The organism is Micromonospora lupini str. Lupac 08 (assembly GCF_000297395.2).
GTDB lineage: Bacteria > Actinomycetota > Actinomycetes > Mycobacteriales > Micromonosporaceae > Micromonospora > Micromonospora lupini.
In genome coordinates, this window is sequence record NZ_HF570108.1 from 6,335,360 (window position 1) to 6,353,428 (window position 18,069).

At 71.2% G+C, this 18,069-nt stretch carries 23 protein-coding genes and 1 pseudogene; 16 read left to right on the forward strand and 8 right to left on the reverse strand.

What is annotated here, in order from left to right:
- The first annotated feature begins 29 nt into the window (after positions 1 to 29).
- The 4 genes from MILUP08_RS30025 (at position 30) to MILUP08_RS30040 (ending at position 3,717) form a co-directional block, all read left to right on the forward strand.
- Positions 30 to 914 (forward strand): LysR family transcriptional regulator, encoded by an 885-nt coding sequence (locus MILUP08_RS30025; RefSeq protein ID WP_007464928.1) that lies wholly within the window; start codon positions 30 to 32, stop codon positions 912 to 914.
- 45 nt (positions 915 to 959) lie between these two features.
- Positions 960 to 1,322 carry a PH domain-containing protein gene (locus MILUP08_RS30030; RefSeq protein WP_007464929.1) on the forward strand — a complete coding sequence of 121 codons (363 nt, stop codon included), beginning with the start codon at positions 960 to 962 and terminating at the stop codon, positions 1,320 to 1,322.
- Between the two features lie 234 nt (positions 1,323 to 1,556).
- On the forward strand, positions 1,557 to 2,288 hold the full coding sequence (locus MILUP08_RS30035) for a class I SAM-dependent methyltransferase (protein ID WP_007464930.1): 732 nt from the start codon (positions 1,557 to 1,559) through the stop codon (positions 2,286 to 2,288).
- A gap of 160 nt (positions 2,289 to 2,448) precedes the next feature.
- Complete coding sequence (locus tag MILUP08_RS30040; protein ID WP_007464931.1) at positions 2,449 to 3,717, forward strand: MFS transporter; 1,269 nt, start codon at positions 2,449 to 2,451, stop codon at positions 3,715 to 3,717.
- Here MILUP08_RS30040 and MILUP08_RS30045 read toward each other — a convergent pair.
- The gene (locus MILUP08_RS30045; protein ID WP_007464933.1) at positions 3,701 to 4,141 is read right to left on the reverse strand and encodes an SRPBCC family protein; all 441 of its coding nucleotides are present in this window, start codon (positions 4,139 to 4,141) and stop codon (positions 3,701 to 3,703) included. The genes MILUP08_RS30040 and MILUP08_RS30045 overlap by 17 nt on opposite strands.
- Positions 4,142 to 4,271: 130 nt before the next feature.
- Between MILUP08_RS30045 and MILUP08_RS30050 the strand changes: the two genes are divergently transcribed.
- Entirely contained in the window at positions 4,272 to 4,646 is a 375-nt protein-coding gene (locus MILUP08_RS30050) for a VOC family protein (protein ID WP_039906883.1), read from the forward strand.
- Between the two features lie 104 nt (positions 4,647 to 4,750).
- Here the strand turns inward: MILUP08_RS30050 and MILUP08_RS30055 are convergent, their stop codons facing one another.
- The 3 genes from MILUP08_RS30055 to MILUP08_RS30065 all read right to left on the reverse strand — a co-directional run bounded on the left by MILUP08_RS30055 (position 4,751) and on the right by MILUP08_RS30065 (position 7,892).
- The gene (locus tag MILUP08_RS30055; RefSeq protein WP_007464936.1) at positions 4,751 to 5,233 is read right to left on the reverse strand and encodes an SRPBCC family protein; all 483 of its coding nucleotides are present in this window, start codon (positions 5,231 to 5,233) and stop codon (positions 4,751 to 4,753) included.
- A gap of 55 nt (positions 5,234 to 5,288) precedes the next feature.
- The gene (locus MILUP08_RS30060) at positions 5,289 to 6,050 is read right to left on the reverse strand and encodes a class I SAM-dependent methyltransferase (RefSeq protein ID WP_039909003.1); all 762 of its coding nucleotides are present in this window, start codon (positions 6,048 to 6,050) and stop codon (positions 5,289 to 5,291) included.
- Between the two features lie 111 nt (positions 6,051 to 6,161).
- Positions 6,162 to 7,892 (reverse strand): mucoidy inhibitor MuiA family protein, encoded by a 1,731-nt coding sequence (locus tag MILUP08_RS30065; protein ID WP_007464940.1) that lies wholly within the window; start codon positions 7,890 to 7,892, stop codon positions 6,162 to 6,164.
- Positions 7,893 to 7,930: 38 nt separating this feature from the next.
- On the opposite strand from MILUP08_RS30065, the gene MILUP08_RS30070 reads away from it, so the two are divergent.
- Both MILUP08_RS30070 and MILUP08_RS37490 read left to right on the forward strand, forming a co-directional pair.
- Positions 7,931 to 8,596, forward strand: a complete 666-nt coding sequence (locus MILUP08_RS30070; protein ID WP_007464943.1) for a GAD-like domain-containing protein — start codon at positions 7,931 to 7,933, stop codon at positions 8,594 to 8,596.
- 104 nt (positions 8,597 to 8,700) lie between these two features.
- Entirely contained in the window at positions 8,701 to 8,952 is a 252-nt protein-coding gene (locus tag MILUP08_RS37490; RefSeq protein WP_007464946.1) for a DUF7161 family protein, read from the forward strand.
- A 164-nt stretch (positions 8,953 to 9,116) separates the two neighbouring features.
- Here MILUP08_RS37490 and MILUP08_RS30080 read toward each other — a convergent pair whose 3' ends face one another.
- Both MILUP08_RS30080 and ychF read right to left on the reverse strand, forming a co-directional pair.
- Positions 9,117 to 9,464 (reverse strand): hypothetical protein, encoded by a 348-nt coding sequence (locus MILUP08_RS30080; protein WP_039906889.1) that lies wholly within the window; start codon positions 9,462 to 9,464, stop codon positions 9,117 to 9,119.
- A gap of 238 nt (positions 9,465 to 9,702) precedes the next feature.
- On the reverse strand, positions 9,703 to 10,788 hold the full coding sequence (gene ychF / locus MILUP08_RS30085) for a redox-regulated ATPase YchF (protein ID WP_007464951.1): 1,086 nt from the start codon (positions 10,786 to 10,788) through the stop codon (positions 9,703 to 9,705).
- 161 nt (positions 10,789 to 10,949) lie between these two features.
- Here ychF and MILUP08_RS30090 point away from each other — a divergent pair, with 161 nt between their 5' ends.
- Genes MILUP08_RS30090 through MILUP08_RS30115 form a run of 6 tightly spaced genes read left to right on the forward strand, consistent with a single transcriptional unit; the run spans position 10,950 to position 13,679 of the window.
- On the forward strand, positions 10,950 to 11,363 hold the full coding sequence (locus tag MILUP08_RS30090; RefSeq protein ID WP_167626074.1) for a YbaB/EbfC family nucleoid-associated protein: 414 nt from the start codon (positions 10,950 to 10,952) through the stop codon (positions 11,361 to 11,363).
- A gap of 4 nt (positions 11,364 to 11,367) precedes the next feature.
- Positions 11,368 to 11,685: a type VII secretion target gene (locus tag MILUP08_RS30095; protein WP_007464955.1), complete on the forward strand. Its 318-nt coding sequence runs from the start codon at positions 11,368 to 11,370 to the stop codon at positions 11,683 to 11,685.
- Between the two features lie 8 nt (positions 11,686 to 11,693).
- The gene (locus tag MILUP08_RS30100) at positions 11,694 to 12,185 is read left to right on the forward strand and encodes a WXG100-like domain-containing protein (protein WP_007464957.1); all 492 of its coding nucleotides are present in this window, start codon (positions 11,694 to 11,696) and stop codon (positions 12,183 to 12,185) included.
- Complete coding sequence (locus tag MILUP08_RS30105) at positions 12,182 to 12,751, forward strand: hypothetical protein (protein ID WP_007464959.1); 570 nt, start codon at positions 12,182 to 12,184, stop codon at positions 12,749 to 12,751. The genes MILUP08_RS30100 and MILUP08_RS30105 overlap by 4 nt, the downstream gene beginning before the upstream one ends.
- Positions 12,748 to 13,302: a nucleotidyltransferase domain-containing protein gene (locus MILUP08_RS30110; RefSeq protein WP_007464961.1), complete on the forward strand. Its 555-nt coding sequence runs from the start codon at positions 12,748 to 12,750 to the stop codon at positions 13,300 to 13,302. Before MILUP08_RS30105 ends, MILUP08_RS30110 begins: the two co-directional genes overlap by 4 nt.
- A gap of 29 nt (positions 13,303 to 13,331) precedes the next feature.
- Positions 13,332 to 13,679, forward strand: a complete 348-nt coding sequence (locus MILUP08_RS30115) for a hypothetical protein (RefSeq protein WP_007464962.1) — start codon at positions 13,332 to 13,334, stop codon at positions 13,677 to 13,679.
- 7 nt (positions 13,680 to 13,686) lie between these two features.
- Here the strand turns inward: MILUP08_RS30115 and MILUP08_RS30120 are convergent, their stop codons facing one another.
- Positions 13,687 to 14,421 (reverse strand): Type 1 glutamine amidotransferase-like domain-containing protein, encoded by a 735-nt coding sequence (locus MILUP08_RS30120; protein ID WP_007464964.1) that lies wholly within the window; start codon positions 14,419 to 14,421, stop codon positions 13,687 to 13,689.
- Between the two features lie 333 nt (positions 14,422 to 14,754).
- Positions 14,755 to 15,180 (reverse strand): annotated as a pseudogene (locus tag MILUP08_RS30125) (hypothetical protein); the annotation flags it as partial.
- 139 nt (positions 15,181 to 15,319) lie between these two features.
- Here MILUP08_RS30125 and MILUP08_RS30130 point away from each other — a divergent pair.
- From MILUP08_RS30130 to MILUP08_RS30140, 3 genes are all read left to right on the forward strand, one after another.
- Positions 15,320 to 15,829 carry a SigE family RNA polymerase sigma factor gene (locus MILUP08_RS30130; protein ID WP_007464967.1) on the forward strand — a complete coding sequence of 170 codons (510 nt, stop codon included), beginning with the start codon at positions 15,320 to 15,322 and terminating at the stop codon, positions 15,827 to 15,829.
- Complete coding sequence (locus MILUP08_RS34060; protein ID WP_007464970.1) at positions 15,826 to 16,332, forward strand: hypothetical protein; 507 nt, start codon at positions 15,826 to 15,828, stop codon at positions 16,330 to 16,332. The genes MILUP08_RS30130 and MILUP08_RS34060 overlap by 4 nt, the downstream gene beginning before the upstream one ends.
- 230 nt (positions 16,333 to 16,562) lie before the next feature.
- Entirely contained in the window at positions 16,563 to 18,005 is a 1,443-nt protein-coding gene (locus tag MILUP08_RS30140) for an FAD-binding oxidoreductase (RefSeq protein ID WP_083915946.1), read from the forward strand.
- Positions 18,006 to 18,069: the final 64 nt, after the last annotated feature.

Here is an 18,069-nt window from a genome sequence, read left to right on the forward strand (position 1 = left end):
GTTGCCCTCAGGTCAACGATGGGGGCGGTGTGCTGGAGCGGTACGAGGTCGAGACGTTCCTGGCGCTCGCGCAGGAGCTGCACTTCGGCCGCACCGCCGAACGCCTGGGCGTCAGCACCGGCCGGGTCAGCCACGTGATCAAGAAGCTGGAGCGTCAGGTGGGCGCGCCGCTGTTCGCCCGGACCAGCCGGGTCGTGCGCCTCACCCCGATCGGCCGGCAGTTCGCCGATGAGCTGGCCCCGCTGGTGACCGGGATGGACGAGGCCCTGCGGCGCGCGACCGAGGCCGGCCGGGGCGTCACCGGAACGCTGCGGGTGGCGTTCCTCGGCGAGTGGACCGCGCCGGTGCTGCTCCGGGCGGTGGCCCTGTTCGGCGAACGACACCCCGACTGCCGGGTGGACGTACACGAGGCGCAGTTGTCCACCAGCCGGTCCGGGCTGCTCGACGGTTCGACGGACGTGTTGATCGCCTCGTACCCGTTCGACGGGATGGCCACCGGCCCGGCGCTGCTCTCCGAGGGTCGGGTGCTGGCGGTGGCGGCAGGTCATCCGCTCACCCGGGAGCGGTCGGTGTCGTTGGAGGTGCTCGCCGATTATCCGGTGGTGCAGTACCCGACCGTGACCTCTCTGGAGTTCAAGCGGAACCGCACCCCCGAGCGCACCCCGGCCGGCCGGCCGGTGCCGAAGGGTCCCGCCGGGAACACCTTCTCCGAGATGCTGTCCCTGGTCGCGCTGGGCCGGGGCGTCCTGCCGGTCGGCGAGCACACGCGGCGCTACTACCCGCGCCCTGACGTGGCGTACGTGCCCATCCACGACGCGCCACCTATCGAACGAGGGCCGGTCTGGTTGCCCAGCAACACCACCACCCGGGTACGCGAGTTCGTCCGCGCCGCGGCCGACGCGAACCCCCGATGAGGCACGCCGTCGGCACGCTGGCACCGGGTTTCTAACCTGGGTCGCATGGCGAACATCGCGTACGACCGCAAGGAGCAGGTCCAGCAGATCGAGAGCGGGCTTCTCGACGGCGAGCAGATCATCGCCGTCTACGACGCCGTCGGCACCGGCACCGGGTTCATCGGGTTGACCGACCGGCGCGTGATCATCCAGGACCGCTCCTTCGTCGGGAAGCGGCACGCGATCACCAGCATCCCGTACTCGAAGATCACCAGCGTGAGCGTGGTCAGCAACAAGTCGTGGGGCGGCACGTTCTTCTCCACCGGCGCCATCGCGATCCACGTCGGCACCCACACCTACGAGGTGGAGTTCCGCGGCGCGCAGAAGAGCCACCACGTGCACAACGTGATCCTGCACCACATCTCCTGACCATCCCCGCGACGTGGGCCCGGTGGGCGTAAATGCCTTGCCGGGCTCACGGCGTCTCTGGTGTCCTGAGCTCACAGCCGCGCGGAAGGAGCAGCCGACATGCCGTACTCGACGAAGTCCCCCCGACCGAATGTCATCCGACCTGAGGAAACGAGGCTTCGTGAGCAGCACTGCTCCGACCATCGCGGCGCGGACCTGCGCCGCTGACCCCCTGCACCAGACCGGAGGCCGCTGATGTCGGTCTTCGACGATCCCGGCCTCTTCGGCCGGCTGTGGGCCGCCGGCTACGACAGTCCCGGCAACCCCGACCCGGCGCCAGCTGTGGACTTCCTGGCCGATCTGGCCGACGGTGGCCCGGTCCTCGAACTGGCGATCGGCACCGGCCGGGTCGCGCTGCCACTGGCCGAGCGCGGCCTCGCCCTGCACGGGATCGAGGCCTCCGAGGAGATGGTGGCGCAGCTGCGGGCCAAGCCCGGCGGCGACCAGATCCCCGTGGTCGTCGGCGACATGGCCGACGTGCAGGTGACGGGCCCGTTCCGCCTGGCGTACCTGGTCTTCAACACCCTGTTCAACCTGGTGGACGCCGAGCGGCAGGCGGACTGTTTCCGCAACGTCGCCCGGGTGCTGTCGCCGGGCGGAGCGTTCGTCATCGAGACGTTCGTCCCCGACCCGCGCAGCTTCGACGCCGATGAGCAGGTGCAGGTCCGCGAGGTGACCGAGGACTCCGCGACGATCCGGCTGCACCGGTACGACCGGCCGGCGCAGCGGTTCATCCGGCAGACGATCACCTTCGACGGCGACGGTGTGCACCTGAAGCCGTTCGCCATGCGCTACGCCTGGCCGCACCAGATCGACGAAATGGCGCGGCAGGCGGGGCTCCGGCTCACCGAGCGGTACGCCGACTGGCACCGGCGGCCGTTCACCGCCGACAGCCCGTCGCACATCTCCGTCTACCGGGCGGAGTAGCGGTTTGATCGACTCGGGTTCCGGAAAACCGGGGTGTCATCGCCACGTCGACACCCCGACTTCAAGGAACCCGAGTCGATCTCGGCCTTGCGCCCTCGGCTGATTCTGCTGGCAGCAGGAATCGTTGATTCGTAGGCCCCGCGCCGGGTGAGCTGACCGCATGCCGTCAGACGCCCCCCGATTCCCGCGCTCCTCGCCCTACTGGCCCGTAATCAGTCATCCCCTGCTGCGGCGGGTGCTGCCCGGGCTGGCCGTGTCCGCCCTCGGCGACGGCATGGCGGTGGTCGCGGTGACCTGGCTGGCCATTCAGCTCGCGCCGCCGGGCCAGCGCCTGTGGATCGCGGTCGCGGTGGCCGCGTACACCCTGCCCAGCGCGGCGGGGATGGTCCTCTTCGGTCGGTTGTTGCGCGGGCGCGGCGGCGCTCAGCTCGCCGGCTGGGACGCGATCCTGCGAGCCGCGGCGCTCGCGGCGATCCCGATCGCCCACCTCGCCGGAGCCCTCACCATCGGGTTGTACGTCGTCCTGCTCGCCGCTTCCGCGCTGCTGCACTCGTGGGGCTCGGCCGGGCGGTTCACCCTGATCGCCGAGCTGCTGCCCGAGCGCCACCACCTGCCGGCCAACGCGGTGCTGACCACCATCTCCGGGTTCGCCACCGTCGTCGGCCCGCCGTTGGCGGGCATCCTGATCGGCTGGGCGGGCCCGGTGTGGGTCATCGCCGTCGACGCCGCGACGTTCGCCGTGCTGGCGCTCACCTATCGCCTCGCCCTACCCGGCACCAGGACGATCCGTCGGTACGAGCGCGGCGCCTCGCGTACCGCAGGTTTCTCGGTCATCCGCCGCCAGCCCGCGCTGCTGGGCCTGCTGGTGCTGAGCCTCTGGTTCTTCTTCCTCTTCGGCCCGGTGTACGTCGCCATGCCGATCCACATCACCAACGACCTGCACGGCTCCGCGACGCTGCTCGGCGTGTACTACACCGCCTTCGGCGCCGGCGGCCTCGTCGGCGGTGTGGTCGCCGGGCACCTTCGCCGCTGGCCGCTGCACGCCACCACCATCGGCATCGTCATCGGGTTCGGCGTCGCCATGCTGCCCCTCGGCCTGGGCGCACCCGTCGGCCTGTCCCTGCCGGCGTTCGCCCTGGCGGGTCTGATCTGGGCGCCGTACATGTCCACGTCGATGGCGTTGTTCCAGCGCAGCGCGTCCACCGAGCAGCTCCCCGCGGTGCTCGCCGCGAACGGCGCCGTCCTCGTGCTCGCGGTGCCGCTCGGGACGATGCTCGGCGGCCCGTTGGTCGGTGCCGTCGGCGCACGCCCGGCGCTGCTGTTCTGCGCCGTGGCGATCGTGACCCTCGGCCTGGTGGCCGCGGGATTCGCGACGCTGCGGCGGAGCGCGAACGCCACACCCGCCACCGAGGTCAGTGCCCGTCGCTGATCTGGACGTCGTCCGGCGCCGGCCTGCCGCGCCCCGTCTCCACCAGCTCCTTGAAACTCATCAGGAAGATCGCCCACTTGGTGCTGCACTCGTGCATGAGGTCGGTCGGCTCGCGCCAACCCGCGTGCGTGAAATCAACGATCGTGTACGCCCCACGCTGTTCGAAGCGCCACCCGACCTCGGTGCCGATCCACTCGTCGGGGCCACCGACGACCCGCCACCGCACCCGCCCGGCCGGGTCCAGGTCAAGGACCTCCAGGTCGAACCCACCGTCGGCACCGAACCGCACGGCCAACTGCCCGCCGACCTCGCTCTTTCCGGTCGTGTCGATCGACCACCAGCCCGCGACGCCCTCGGGAGTCGCCACCGCCCGGAAGACCTCGGCGAGCGGGGCGACGACGCCGACCTGATGCAGAATGTCCACCACTTCAGACTCCGTTTGCCTGCGCCAACGTGCAACGTTTGGTTGCTCAACCGTACGTCGACCGTCCTCGAAGCGCAACGTTTAGTTGCGCGTCACGATCGCGTCGTACCCGAGGGACACAATGCGGTGCATGTCTGAGTCAACTCCCCAGCGACACCACGCCATCGACTACATCGAGTTCACGGTGACCGACCTCGGCGAGGCCAAGCGCTTCTACGCCGACGCGTTCGGCTGGCAGTTCACCGACTACGGGCCGGAGTACGCGGGCATTCGCAGCCCGCACGGTGACACCGCACCGGAGGTGGGGGGTCTCCGTCTGGACGAGAAGGCGCGAGTGGGCGGCCCGCTGGTGCTGCTCTACTCGAACGACCTGGACCGGTCCGTGCAGGCGGTGCAGGAGGCCGGGGGCAAGGTGGTCGAGGGGCCGTACGAGTTCCCGGGGGGTCGCCGCTTCCACTTCACCGACCCCAGCGGCAACGAGCTGGGCGTCTGGGCCGAGCAGTAGCCGCAGGGCAGCTCGGGGCGGCGACGGCGGGATTCGTGATGCGGAGGCCGCCAGGAACTTCGACGGCTTCTCGGCCCCGAGCAGTCCCGCTGGAGAGCCGACTACTACCTCACCTGACGGAGCGACGACACCGCGCCCAGGGTGCGTGCAAGGTACGCGTTGCGACGTGCGATGAGTCGTCGCAGGTACGGCCGCAGGACCAGGCTCGCCACGAGTTTGCCGACGAGGCCCATCGGGGCGGTGAAGTCGATGACGTCGTGCATGACCGTCGCCGAGGGTTCGGCCGGGTGCGCCGTGAACCTGTGCTCGTGGCGCCAATGCCGGAACGGGCCGCGGGTCTGCTCATCCGTGAAGCCGTCGGGCCGCCGGTATTCGCTGATCCGGACGGTCATCCGCCACGGCAGGCCGAAATGCCGCGCTTCCCAGGTGACGGCATCGCCGGCCCCCATGCGACCGGTGGTTACGCCACCGACCGCCCGTTCTGCGCTCGTACCCATGGATTCGGTGTGCGTGCCGACGTCGAGGGAGGCGTCGAAGACGGCCTCCGGAACGGCCTGTACGTCCGTTGTGAGCTGGATGCGCGGCACCCAGCCACAGTAGGCCCGGACCCCGCAACAGCATGATCCGGGAGTCAGCCGATGGTCACCGCCGCCGGCCGCGCAGCACGCCGGTCAGCATCGGCAGGGTGAACTCACCCTCGGCGGTCTCGGGCCTGCTCCCGAGGAAGTCGCGGATCCGGGCGAGCGTGACCTCCCGGTCCGGTTCGGGCATGACCAGCATCCCGGCCCGGGTGGCGAGTGTCGCGATGAGGGAGTCAGCGGTGCGGCGCTGTCCGTGCGGAAACTCGGCCTGCTCCGCTGAATCGAACCGGGCCGCCGGGCCGGTGCTCGGAGCGAGCATGTCGGCGGTCGCCGCGCGCCAACTGGTGAGCGTGTCACGCGGGCCGATCGCCGCGCTTCCGCTGACCCGTTCGAGATCGGAGACCCAGTCGATCCGGTCGTCCATGGTGTTCCACAGGCCTGCCAGAACGCCTCCGGGTGCCAGGACCCGGGCGATTTCCGGTCCGGCGACGGCCATGTCGAACCAGTGCAGGGCGTTGCCGGCAAGGACGGCGTCGACGGACGCGTCCGGCAACGGGATCGCCTCGGCGCTACCCGGCAGAGCACGAACGGCCGGCATCGCGCGGCGCAGCTCGGCGAGCATGGCCGGGTCGGGTTCGACCGCGACGACGTCCGCGCCAACGGCGACCAACGTGTCGGTCAGTTTGCCGGTGCCGGCACCGAGGTCGAGCACCCGCGAGCCGGGCGCGAGCTCAAGGGCCCACCGGACCGCGGCCTGCGCGTAATCCGGGCGATGCTCGGCGTACGCGGCCGCCGCCGCGCCGAACGACGAGCTGAGCGACATCCGTTCCTCCACGTCCGCACATCCTCTCGGGTTCCTGGATATCGGGTTGTCCCGGCCGCCCGGACACCCCGATATCCAGGAACCCGAGTCGATCAGGCCCGGCTACGGTGCCTACTCGCGCCAGCCGGTCAGTTCCACTCCCTTGGCCAGCTCCACCCGGAAGCCGATGCTGATCTCACCGCTCTCGCCCGGCGCGAGCGACAGCCGCCAGGCCAGCTCTCCCAGCTCCGTACGCTCTGCCGGTGCCGGCGTCAGGTTCGTCTCCCGCACCACCACCGCCTCGTCGCGGGACACCGGCAACTGGTCACGTACCTCGACCGTCGCCGGCCGCGGCGTGTGGTTGGCGACGGTGATCCGGTAGTCCACCTCCCGCCGCCGCGTCGACCCGAGCGTCGCCTTGGTCTCCGAGCGCCGGTGCAGCTTCCGCTCCACCCGCAGTCGGTCGTCGACTCCGAGCCCCAGCTCGATCTCCTCGCCCGGCGCCCACGTCGGCAGTTCGGTGGCCGCGACGAAGTCGGCGCCGTGGAACACCGCCGCCGGACCGGGCAGCATCGTGTGATCCGACGTGTTGCGTACCGTGGCTCGCAGGTGCGCCTCGGCGGCGCGGACCGGCACGGTCACGTGGTCCAGTCGGGCCGGCAGCTCCAGCACGGCGATGGTGGCTCGGTGCGCGCTGCCGTCGGCCGGCACCGCTGCCGGCCTCGCCGGCCGATAGGTGGCCGCGCTGACGCCCTGCTCGACCTGGGCGACGCTCTCCTTCATCCGGGGCAGGGGCGCTGCGGACCTGCCCAGCGCTCCGCCCGGTGCCGGAGGCGACATTCCAGCCGGCGCGGCCATCGCCGCGGGCCCGACGGGCTCCGGCCGGAACCGGTCGAGATACCAGGGCGACAGGTCGGGTACGGCTGTCGTCGCGGCAGGCCGGGCGGTCGAGAGCTGAAGCTCGCACTCCGGCCAGTCCTCCCCGGTGTTCTGGCTGACCAGACCGAACCAGGTGACGCTCACGGTGTCCTCGACCAGCCGCAGGTCATAGGAGGGTCGCCACACCGCACCGTCGACCAGGTAGGTCAGCTCCAGCTCCAACTCCGCCTCGTCGGCCGCCACCGAGACCGTCACCTCGGCGGCCAACCGGTCCGGCGTCCGCTTGCCGCGCGCGGCTTTCAGGTCGCGCTCGACCGCGGCCAGCTCCGCGGCCAGATCGGTGCGCCGCCGGGACAGCCCGCGTCGCCGGCCGCGTAACTCGGCGAGCTGACCGGCCACCGAGTCGGTGAAGGCCGCCACGTCGGTCGGCGCCGCGTCGCCGGAGGCCAAAGCCCTGGCGTACGTGCCACCGGCGCGCTCGGCCAACCGGGTGAGGAACTCCCCGCGCTGTCCCTCGATTCCGTCCGCGTCCTCGACCTCGGCCAACTCGTCGCTCAACTCACGGTGTCGCTGTTCGAGGGCGACGATCTGCGGGTCGGCGCTGCGGGCCTGCCGCCAGGTGGTCACGTCCACACCGAGCACCGTGGCCGCCCCCCGACCACCGACCCGGATGGAGTCGCGTCGCAGGCCGAGTGGGAGTGGCGCGACGCGTAGGCGATGCTCGCCGGCGGTCAGCCGAGGGCTGCTCCGACGGGTGACCCGGGCCCGATCCGGGTAGACGGTGACGCCGACGATTGGCGCATCGATCAAGGTGCTTTCCACGGCGCGAGGGTAGCCCAAGCCTGCCACGCCAGCGCGCCCCGACGGCACCCGCAGCGGCCGGCCGTCGGCAGCCCTCGTGGGGTAATTTGGCGACTTGTCGAGGCTCACCAACGCCCGGATGGTGTTGCCGCCGTCTTCGGAGGCGCCTGCCGAATACGCCATCAGCCTCGCGATTCGCGACACGAGGGGAGGGCGCAGCGATGGCGCACGACGAAGTAGCGGAATTGGCTGAAAATTGGGGGCCTCCAACCCATTCCGCTCCGGTCCACGCTGGTCGGCTGGCTCAGTTCACAGGGGTAGTGCCCGATCTGCTGCTTGCGTACTGGCGTAGGTACGGCTTCGCCGGCTTCGGTGACGGACTGTTCTGGTTGTGCGATCCCGACGTGTGGCAGCCGGCGGTCGACGCCTGGACGAACGGCCTTGCCCTGCCGAGTGAGGAACGATGGATTGCGGTGAGCCGCAGCGCGTTCGGCGATTTGCAGGTGTGGGGGCAGCAGACGGGGTCGCGGTTGACGATCACCGCGCAGTACGGGTGGGTGATCCACACAGATCGGACGGACAGCGTGCTGACCGACGATGGCCGCAATGACCGGCTCTACGCGCTGTTGATGTGCCAGGACCGCCGCAGTGTTGACCTGCACGGCGCCGACAAGCAGCCGTTGTTCGATCGGATCCTTGCACTACGTGGCCCGGTGGGACCCGACACCATCTACGGCTTCGTCCCGGCCCTGGGTCTCGGCGGGGCGCTGCGTCCCGATCGGGCGGAGATCGTCGACGGGCCCGTCCACCTGGAGCTGCTCGCCGGGCTCTCCGAGCGTCGCATCGTGAGCCAAGAAGACCTCCTGCACATGTGGATCGGCAAGTGACCGGCCCAGGCCCTGCCGACGACCGGACGGCGACCGAGCACCACCGGCGCTCAGGCGCGCCTGAGCGTGTGCCCGCCGACCAGCCGGTATGGCCAACATCGACGGTGTGGCGTCCGCTGGGGGCCACCGACACGGGCCTGAATGGACGCACCGCGCGCCTCCTGACCAGCGAGCCGACCGACGACGCGGGATGGCCGGCCGGCCTGCCCGCCGGTGCGACGGAGGTGATCATCCTTGAGGACACTGTCAGCCCGACAGCCACTCTGAAAGTACAGACCAGTGGGGACGTTGCGCCGAAGACTGCCCGGGTCAGGTTTGACCAGCTCGCCGTACGCGATGAGGCCGCGGAGAGGTGACTCAGAGCTTGGACCCTGCGGAACTCGCTTTCGCCATCTTCCAGCGTCGGCGGCCAAGGTGAGACTGGCACCTAGCGTTCAGGCGGCGGTGCCGGACGCGCTGTTGTAGGCCGGTGTTAACCGCTGCATCGGGCACGCATCGGGCACGGCGCGAGCATCCTCGGTCAGAGCCAAGCCCCACCTATCTCCGTGATGCCGATGACGAGCAACCTGCCGCGCGCACCGGGCAACCAGCTGCTCGTCTGGCAACTCGCCTCCTTCAGCTCCTCAACTGTCACCCTGACGCCTTGGTCCCAACCTGCCGGCCAGAGTTCGAAGCGGCGCACGTCGACCAAGCCGTCACGCGCCAGTGACACGATTGCTCTCGCGAGGTCTGGTACGGCCTCCTCAATGCTTGGGGACCGATCACCGTTGTCCATCCAGGAGGCAAGGATCTCGGGCAGCGCGGCACAGCCATCGGAGTCAACGAGTACGAAGTACTCCGCTGGCGTCAGTCCCTTGATGCCGGTCACGGACGAATTTTCGCAGGCGGTGCGGGCAGATCGAGGCCCCGAAGTTAGGACGAGTCGGTCATCGTGGTCGCCGAACGTTTGGGGCACGAGAAGCGACCTTGGTCCTGTCGACGTACGGCCACCTGATGCCGGCCTCGGAAAAACGCACCCGCCGCGCCCTCGATGAAGCGTGGGGTTGCGCCCCCGACGTGCCCCACGGCGGCGACTCAACCGCCTGACCTGCGGGAACAGGCCCGATTCAGACGTTGAAGCGGAACTCCACCACGTCGCCGTCCTGCATGACGTACTCCTTGCCCTCGATGCGGACCTTGCCCGCCGCCTTGGCGGCCGCCATCGATCCGTGCTCGACCAGGTCGTGGTAGGAGACCACCTCGGCCTTGATGAAGCCGCGCTGGAAGTCCGAGTGGATGACACCCGCGGCCTCCGGCGCGGTGGCGCCGACCGGGACGGTCCAGGCGCGCGCTTCCTTGGGGCCGGCCGTGAGGTACGTCTGGAGCCCGAGCGTACGGAAGCCGACGCGGACGAGCTGGTTGAGGCCGGGCTCGTTCTGGCCGATCGACTCCAGCAGCTCGCGGGCCTCCTCCTCGGGCAGGTCCACCAGCTCGGATTCGATCTTGGCGTCCATGAAGACGGCCTCGGCGGGAGCGACCAGGGCGCGCAGCTCGTCGAGGAACGTCTCGTTTGCCAGTTCGGCCTCGTCGACGTTGAAGACGTACAGGAAGGGCTTGGTGGTGAGCAGGTGCAGCTCGCGCAGGTGCTCCAGCTCGATCTTGGCGGCGGCGGCCCCGGAGTACAGGGTGGTGCCGCCGTCGAGGACCTCGATCGCGGCCTTCGCGGCGGCGACCGCGGCGGACCGGTCCTTGCGGAGCTTGGCTTCCTTCTCCAACCGGGGCAGCGCCTTGTCCAGGGTCTGCAGGTCGGCGAGGATCAGCTCGGTGTTGATCGTCTCGATGTCGTCGGCCGGGGAGATCTTGCCGTCGACGTGCACCACGTTCGGGTCGGAGAAGGCGCGGACCACCTGGCAGATCGCCGAGGCGTCCCGGATGTTCGCCAGGAAGGCGTTGCCCCGACCCTGGCCCTTCGACGCGCCACGAACCAGGCCGGCGATGTCGACGAACGACACCGGGGCCGGCAGCACCTTCTGCGAGGAGAAGATCTCGGCCAGCTTGCCCAGCCGCTCGTCGGGCAGCCCGACCACGCCGACGTTGGGCTCGATGGTGGCGAACGGGTAGTTCGCCGCGAGCACGTCGTTCTTGGTCAACGCGTTGAAAAGCGTGCTCTTGCCGACGTTGGGCAGGCCGACGATGCCGATGGTGAGACTCACGACGGGCCAGCTTACGCCGGTGCCGGCCGGACCGGTCCACGCGGCTCCGATTCGGCCGGTCCCGGCGCCGGCCGTGGTCGCGCCTCGGCGGGTCCCGACTGTGGTTCGCCGTTGCTACCCTCTCGATGTCGCATGCGACGTTAGGGGGCGATGTGGACCAGGTGACGGATTTCGACCGACTGCTCCAACAGACCCGACAGGCACTGGCGTCGATGCGATCGACCGGTGAGGTGCCCGACGACCCGGACGTCCGGCCGGCGCGTGGCACCGGGTCGGCGGCGGGCGGTCAGGTCGAGGCCGTTGCGGTGGGCCAACGCGTCGAGTCGGTGACGGTGGACCCGCGAGCCCTGCGGATGGGCGCCGAGATGCTCGGCGAGCAGATCACCCTGGCGGTCAACGCCGCGCTGGACGACCTGCGGCTCCAGGCCGGCGAGGCCGCGGACGCGCCCGCGGTGGACCCGGTGGCCCTGGGCCGGCAGCTCGACGAATTGCAGAACGAGTCGGTGCGCAGCATGGCAGCGATGACCGGTGCGCTCACCGACGCGGTGCGGCGCATCCAGCAGGCAGCGAGGTGATGGCGTGCACGAGAACCTTCAGGTGCATCCGCCCGCGTTACGCCAGGGCGGCAGCCACCTGACGACGGTGGCCGAGCAACTCGCCGCGCAGTGGGAGACGCTGCGCGCGCGGACGGCCGCGATGGGTGACATCTTCGGCGACGACGACGTGGGCGGTCTGATCGGCATGTCGTACCAGGTGGCCGAGGAGATCGCGGCGGAGTGCCTCGGGTCGGTGGTCAACGGGCTGCGCGGCTTCGGTGACGGGCTGAGCCTGATGGCCGACCAGTACGACCTGGTCGAGCAGGACAACGACGCCCAGTTCACGACGATGAGCTGGTAGGCGGGTCGATGGGCATCATGCTGCCCGGCGAACTCGCCGGCCTGCTCAACGAGCTGGGATACACCTGGCCCAAGTCGGACGAGACAAAGATGTTCGAGCTCGGCCAGATGTGGATGGAGATGGCCGACTCGTTGAGCAATGCGGCGGCGGAGGGCACCGCGGCCGCCCAGCGCGTGCTGACCGGCAACCAGGGCGATGCGCTGGCCGCGTTCCAGGAGCGCTGGGAGGCGGACGGCTCGGCGATGTCGGTGCTCCGCGACGGTGGCACCGGTGCGCAGAGGGTCGCCGCGACGCTCTTCGTGTGCGCGTTGATCGTTCTCGCCCTGAAGATCAACGTGATTGTCCAGCTGGTCATCCTGCTGGTGCAGATCATCCAGGCGCTGGCGACGGCCGCGCCGACGTTCGGTGCCTCGCTGCTGGAGATCCCGGTCTTCAAGAAGCTCACCGACATCGTCCTCAACATGCTTATCGACCAGGCCATCGGCGTGGTGCTGGGATGACCGCCCCCCTGCCCGAGCTGTACATCGGCGTCGACGTGGAGGCGGACGGGCCGATCCCGGGGCCGTACAGCATGATCTCGCTGGGTATGGCCGTGGCCGGCCGTCCGGATCTGACGTTCTACACCGAGCTGCGGCCCATCTCCGACGAGTTCGTTCCGGCCGCGCTCGCCGTGTCGGGCCTGGACCGGGACCGCCTGCTCCGCGAGGCGCCCACCGCCGAGGAGGCGATGTCGGCAGCGGCGGCCTGGGTCAACGGGCTGCGCCGCATCGGCCGGCCGGTCTTCCTCGCCGCGCCCGCGGTCTGGGACGGCATGTTCGTGCACTGGTACTTCGTACGCTTCGTCGGCCACAGCCCGTTCGGTGCCACTGGCTCCGGCGTCGACCTGCGCAGCTACTGGATGGGGTTGACCGGCAGCGAGTGGGTCCAGACCCGCAAAGGCAAGATCAAACACGAGCTGGGTCTGCACGACGTGCCGCACACCCACCACGCCGGCGAGGACGCCGCCGAGCTGGCGCAGGTCTTCGACGCAGTGCTGCGCCGCCGGCAGTCCGGCGAGCCGACATGACCGGTCGTCGGCGCGACCTGCCGGACGGCGCCACCAGCGCCGCCCGGGGCATCGTGGCGCAGGCCGCCCGCAGCATGATGCGGCGGGCCGACGACGTGGCCGGCGAGGCTGCCGAGGCGGCCACCACCCGGGCCGCCCGCCGGGTCCCGCAGGGGTTCACCGAACGCCAGTGGACCCGCTTCGCCCGGGGCGCCCGACAGACGCAGCGGCAGGCCGGGCTGCCCGACGGGGACCTGGTTGCCCACGGCAGCCGGGTACGCGGCACCGCCCGCCCGGACTCCGACATCGACGTGGCGCTCATCGTCGACGACAAGACGTTCTTCGACCTGGCCGAACGCTCCCTGTCCCGGGCACCGGACGGCACCCGGCTGCGCAAGACGATGCTGCGCCGGATCAACGAGAACGGTCAGCTCGCCAGCTTCGACCTGGGCACCGACTTCACCCACCTGCGCCGCGAGTTGATGGACTCGCACGTGCCGCACAAGGTGCAGTTCTCGGTGCTGCGCCGAGGCGGCAAGTTCGACAACGGCCCGTTCCTCCCGCTCGATTGAGCGGTTCCGCATCTGGCAAGGTGGCAGACGTGCAGACGACGTTGCAGTTCCTCATCATGGTCGACGGCCCGCTGACGGCGGCGGAGCTGCTGGACCTGATCCGCACCCGGCTGCCCGACGCGGTGCCCTACCGACGGGACTCGGTGGACGTCCGCGGCAACCTGCTGGAGATCAACCCCAACGAGGCCGCCGACCCGCGGCTCGCCGCGACCGACGAGGACGACTACCTCTACTTCCGGTGGCGGGTGGAGCTGACCCCGATGGACAGGGCGGTCGACGAGGGGCACCAGATCGCCCTCGCCCGGGAGCTGCTGCGGGCGATCGAGGGGCCGCAGACGCGGGCTACCGTGTGCGCCGCGTTCGAGGACCGGGTCTGACCCGCGCTCAGCCGAGCAGGCGCGGGGCGATGACGGTCTCCGCGACGGTGCCGTCGGAGGCGCGGCTGACCTCGTACGCCGAGACGCCCTCGCGGTCGGCGACCGCCTCGACCAGCCGGGTCCCCCGGTAGACCAGGCCGACGCCGTCGTCGGTGCAGTGGCTGGTCGGCAGCGTGCCGTCGCCGACCAGCTCGTGCATCAGCGGTCGGCGCTGGGCCTCGCTGTCGTAGTGCACGCCGTTGCCGTACGGCAGCCAGCCCAACGCCTCGGTGAAACCGCGCAGGCGGGGGCCGAAGCTGTCGGTGGCGCCGCCCACGTGCCAGCAGATCGAGCCGGCCGAGACGCCTGCCAGCACCACGCCGGCCTGCCAGCACTCGTGCAGGATCTCGTCGAGCCCGTGCACCCGCCAGACCGCGACAAGGTTGGCGACGCTGCCGCCGCCGACCCAGATCACGTCCTGGGCGAGCAGGTGGGCGCGGACGTCGTCGACGTTCGGCATCGGGAACAGCGCGAGGTGCGACAGGCGGAACCGGGTGTCGGCGAACGCGGCGTAGATGGCGGCGAACGAGGTGGGCTGGTCGCCGACGGCCTGCCCGAGGTAGCAGATCCGCGGCTGCGGGCCGGCCTCGGCCAGCTCGGCGGCCAGCTCGAAGATCGGGCCGGGGCGCAGGTCGGCCGGCCCGCGGTCGCCCCGGAAGAAGCCCATGCTGGTGGCGAGGATGGTCGGTTCGCTGGCGGGCATGGGAGGTCCTTCCGTCGGTGCGGTCCGACGTCCATCCTGCCCCAGTCGATCATCCGCCCGCACGGCGACCGGCGGGCCACCGGCTCAACCCGCGCGGCGTTGACGGGGCACCAGGGCCAGCGGGCCGCAGGGTGGTGTCTCGCCCGGCTCCCGCCCGGAGCCGGCGCCGGAGGGCGTGGCGGGCTCGACGGGCTGCCGGTCGGCTGGTTCGCCGCCGGTCCTGGCCGAACTGCTGTTCGCCACCTCCCCCCGCGGCTCCGTCAACGCGCCGGCTGGCACGTCGCGGAGGGCCACGCCACCGTCGGGCAGCTCGTCGATCGGACGGTCGGTCGCCGGCAGTTGCGCCGCGGCGGCGCGGGGCAGGGTGAACCGGTCGGCGGCGGCCGGCCCGGCCGAAACCGACTCGCGCAGCATCCACCGCACCTCGTCGGCCGTCCAGCCCAGCCCCGGTCGTGCGGCGATCTCGCGGATCAACCGCCGGCCGACCCTCGTGTCGTCGTCGTAGAAGCGCATGCACCAGTGGTGCGTCCACATCCCGAGCGCCCGCAGGCCCGCGTCGTCGAGCGAGCCGACCAACCGGCCGCAGGCGGTATCGGGGAAACTCTGCTCGGGGTCGCCTGCCCGGTCCCGTTCGATCGCGCCCTTGGCGGCCGGCGCGACGGCCCGCATCCGGCGGTAGAAGGACTGCGCCACCGCGCGGGGCAACGGCGGGAACGCACCCAGTGTCGACGCCGCCGCCCAACCCGCCACGCTCGTCATTCGCCGCACCCCTTCTTCAGTTGGTGGCCGGACGCTACCCGGCACGACCGACACTTTCGGGCCGAAAAACCCCACCGGTCGTGGATAGCGACGATGACCTGGGACGTCTGTATCTGTGACAACGAAACGGGGGTGGCGGGTGGACGAGGACGAACGCGCGCGGCTGGCCGAGTTCGTCGGCAGCCGGACTCCGGCGCTGATGCGGGTCGCGTACCTGCTGACCGGGGACCGTAACGCCGCCGAGGACCTGTTCCAGTCGGCGTTGGCGCGGACCATCCCGAAGTGGGGAACCATTCGGCACGCCGACCCCGAGGGCTATCTGCGGGTGGTGATGTACCGCGAGCAGATCAGCTGGTGGCGGCGACTTCGCCGGTGGCGGGAGATACCGCTCAAGCCGGCGGACGAACCGGTCGGCGGCGACCCCAGCGGCGGCTCCGACGTGCGGTTGGCGATGCGTGCCGCGCTGCGTCACCTGCCACCGACGCAACGGGCGGTGGTGGTCCTTCGCTACTACGAGGACCTGCCCGAAGCCCGGGTGGCCGAGTTGCTGGGCTGCTCGGTGGGCACCGTGCGCAGCCGTACCCACCGAGCGGTGCAGCGACTGCGCGACCTACTGCCGGACGTCGACAGGCTGGAGGTACGGCGATGACCGAACACTTCGAGAACCTCATCCGCTCCACCCTCACCGACCTGGCCGAGGAGGCACCGATCGTGCATGACCAGTTGAGCCGAGCGGAACGGCGGGTGCGCAACCGACGCCGCGCCACGGTGACAGTGGGGGCGGCGAGCACCCTGGCGGCGATCCTGATCGCCACCCCGATCGCCCTGGCGGCGACCGGCTCGGACGAGCCTCCGCCGGCCGTGCCCAGCCCGGCCGGGCCGGCGGTCGTGCCCAGCCCGGCCGTACCCACGCCGTCCGCGCCCACCGCGGTGCCCAGCCCAGGGGGCGCTGACGCGAACCCGTCGAGTCCGCCGGGACCGCCCGGCGTGCCGGGCCAGCCGACGGTCAAGCCGAGCCCGTCGAGCCCACCGGGCGACCCCGGTAACCCCGCTAACCCGGGTAACCCCGGTAACCCGGGAGCGCCCGGGGCGCCCGCGGTCGTTCCGAGCCCGTCAGGCGCCCCCGGCGTGCCGGGTCGACCGAAGAGCTGAGCGGGACCGGTCAGGCCGGCGGGTCTTCCCGCGCCGGCCTGACCGGCCAAATCTGGAGTCGAGCGGAGATCCCGGTCACCTTCGCGCACCACTCTCCCGTACTGGCGAGCGTCGCCGGCGGCGGCGACCAGCGGGTACCGGTCCGCCGAATTTGTCGAGGCCGGTGTGCCCGCTCATCCTTGAGCCATGACCGATCCCGGACACCCGAGGTGCGAGCCGCGCGGGCAACGATGAGCACCCCCATGGCCCAGGTGCCCGACTCCCTCCGGGGGCAGATCGTCACACCCGGCGACCGCCGGTACGCGCAGCTGCGCTCGACGTACACGACGACTGCCTCGCCGGCCGCCGTCCTGCTGCCGAAGACCACCGCTCAGGTGATCGACGCGGTCCGGTACGCGCGGGAGCAGCGAGTGCCGATCGCCGTCCGCAGCGGCGGGCACGGCTTCTCCGGGGCCTCCTCCAACAACGGCGGGATCGTCATCGACCTGTCGATGCTCAACCGGGTGCGGGTGCTCGACGAGCGGGCCGGGCTGGTCCGGGTCGAGGCCGGCGCGCGCTGGGCCAACGTCGCGCAGGCGCTGGCCCCGTACGGCCTGGTGATCAGCTCGGGCGACTACGGCGGTGTCGGCGTCGGCGGGCTGGCCACCGGCGGCGGCGTCGGCTGGCTGGTACGCGCCCACGGCCTCACCATCGACCGTGTCCGCGCGGTGGAGGTCGTGCTCGCCGACGGGACGCTGGTACGCGCCGACGCGACACACGAACCCGAGCTGTTCTGGCTGGTCCGGGGCGCCGGCGCGGGGGCCGGTGTCGTGGTGGCGTTCGAGATCGAGGCCGCCGAGCAGCGCAACGTCGGCGTGACGCAGCTGGTCGTCGAGGCGCACCCGGACGGCCGTACCGTCCGCGAGTGGGCGAGCTGTCTGGCGCAGGCCCCCCGGGAGCTGTCCGCCGCCGCCGTGCTGTTCGCCGAGGGCCGCTCGACGCTCATGTCCGTCACCGCCGTGGTGGCCGCGGAGAGCCTGCGCCGCGTCCGGCCCGTCGTGGAGCCGCTGCTGGCCATCGGGAAGGTCCTCGAACACCGCAGCGACCTGCTGCCCTACCCGACGCTGGTGCCGACCGCGCACCTGAACCCGAACGTCGGGCAGCAACGGGGTACGACCACCAACGGGCTGTTCACCGAGCTGGACCCGGGCGTCGCCCGGGCGGTCATGCGGGCGACCACCGGTCCGGGCCGGGCCGTGGTCCAACTGCGCTCGGTCGGCGGAGCGGTGAACGACGTCGCCGCCGACGCGACGGCCTATCGGCACCGGCACCAGAGCACCCTGGTCATCGCCTCGACGTTCCCACCGCAGGGCGGCGCGGCGTTGGACATCGCCTGGCGGGCCGTGGGCGCGCGTGCCGACGGCGAGTACGTCAACTTCGAGAGCCGACCGGACCCGGCCGCGTTCGCCCGGATCTACCCGGGCGAGACCGGCGCCCGGGTGCGCCGGCTGTGGAAGCGGTACGACCCGGACGGCGTGTTCCGCTCGCCCCTGCTCAGCGGCCAGACCAACCGGTCGGAGCAGTCCAACCGGTCGGAGCAGTCGACGCGGTCCGGCCAGCCGTCCGGGCAGCGGGCCGGCCGGTCCGCCCGGTCCGGGCAGCGGTCCGGGCAGCCGCACCGCCGTCGCCGCTGAGCGGGCGGCCTCCGGGCCGGCGAACCCATCGACGGGCGGCCCGCGCACGCCCAGGTCCGATTCC

Excerpts from the sequence above, each read along its gene's own strand:
- MILUP08_RS30060 (WP_039909003.1), bottom strand. The coding sequence starts at position 6,050 with ATGTCGCTCAGCTCGTCGTTCGGCGCGGCGGCGGCCGCGTACGCCGAG.
- MILUP08_RS30140 (WP_083915946.1), top strand. The coding sequence starts at position 16,563 with ATGAGCACCCCCATGGCCCAGGTGCCCGACTCCCTCCGGGGGCAGATC.
- MILUP08_RS30030 (WP_007464929.1), top strand. The coding sequence starts at position 960 with ATGGCGAACATCGCGTACGACCGCAAGGAGCAGGTCCAGCAGATCGAG.
- MILUP08_RS30040 (WP_007464931.1), top strand. The coding sequence starts at position 2,449 with ATGCCGTCAGACGCCCCCCGATTCCCGCGCTCCTCGCCCTACTGGCCC.
- MILUP08_RS30100 (WP_007464957.1), top strand. The coding sequence starts at position 11,694 with ATGGGCATCATGCTGCCCGGCGAACTCGCCGGCCTGCTCAACGAGCTG.
- MILUP08_RS30120 (WP_007464964.1), bottom strand. The coding sequence starts at position 14,421 with ATGCCCGCCAGCGAACCGACCATCCTCGCCACCAGCATGGGCTTCTTC.
- MILUP08_RS34060 (WP_007464970.1), top strand. The coding sequence starts at position 15,826 with ATGACCGAACACTTCGAGAACCTCATCCGCTCCACCCTCACCGACCTG.
- MILUP08_RS30110 (WP_007464961.1), top strand. The coding sequence starts at position 12,748 with ATGACCGGTCGTCGGCGCGACCTGCCGGACGGCGCCACCAGCGCCGCC.
- MILUP08_RS30105 (WP_007464959.1), top strand. The coding sequence starts at position 12,182 with ATGACCGCCCCCCTGCCCGAGCTGTACATCGGCGTCGACGTGGAGGCG.
- MILUP08_RS30035 (WP_007464930.1), top strand. The coding sequence starts at position 1,557 with ATGTCGGTCTTCGACGATCCCGGCCTCTTCGGCCGGCTGTGGGCCGCC.
- MILUP08_RS30070 (WP_007464943.1), top strand. The coding sequence starts at position 7,931 with ATGGCGCACGACGAAGTAGCGGAATTGGCTGAAAATTGGGGGCCTCCA.
- MILUP08_RS30065 (WP_007464940.1), bottom strand. The coding sequence starts at position 7,892 with ATGGCGTATTCGGCAGGCGCCTCCGAAGACGGCGGCAACACCATCCGG.
- MILUP08_RS30050 (WP_039906883.1), top strand. The coding sequence starts at position 4,272 with ATGTCTGAGTCAACTCCCCAGCGACACCACGCCATCGACTACATCGAG.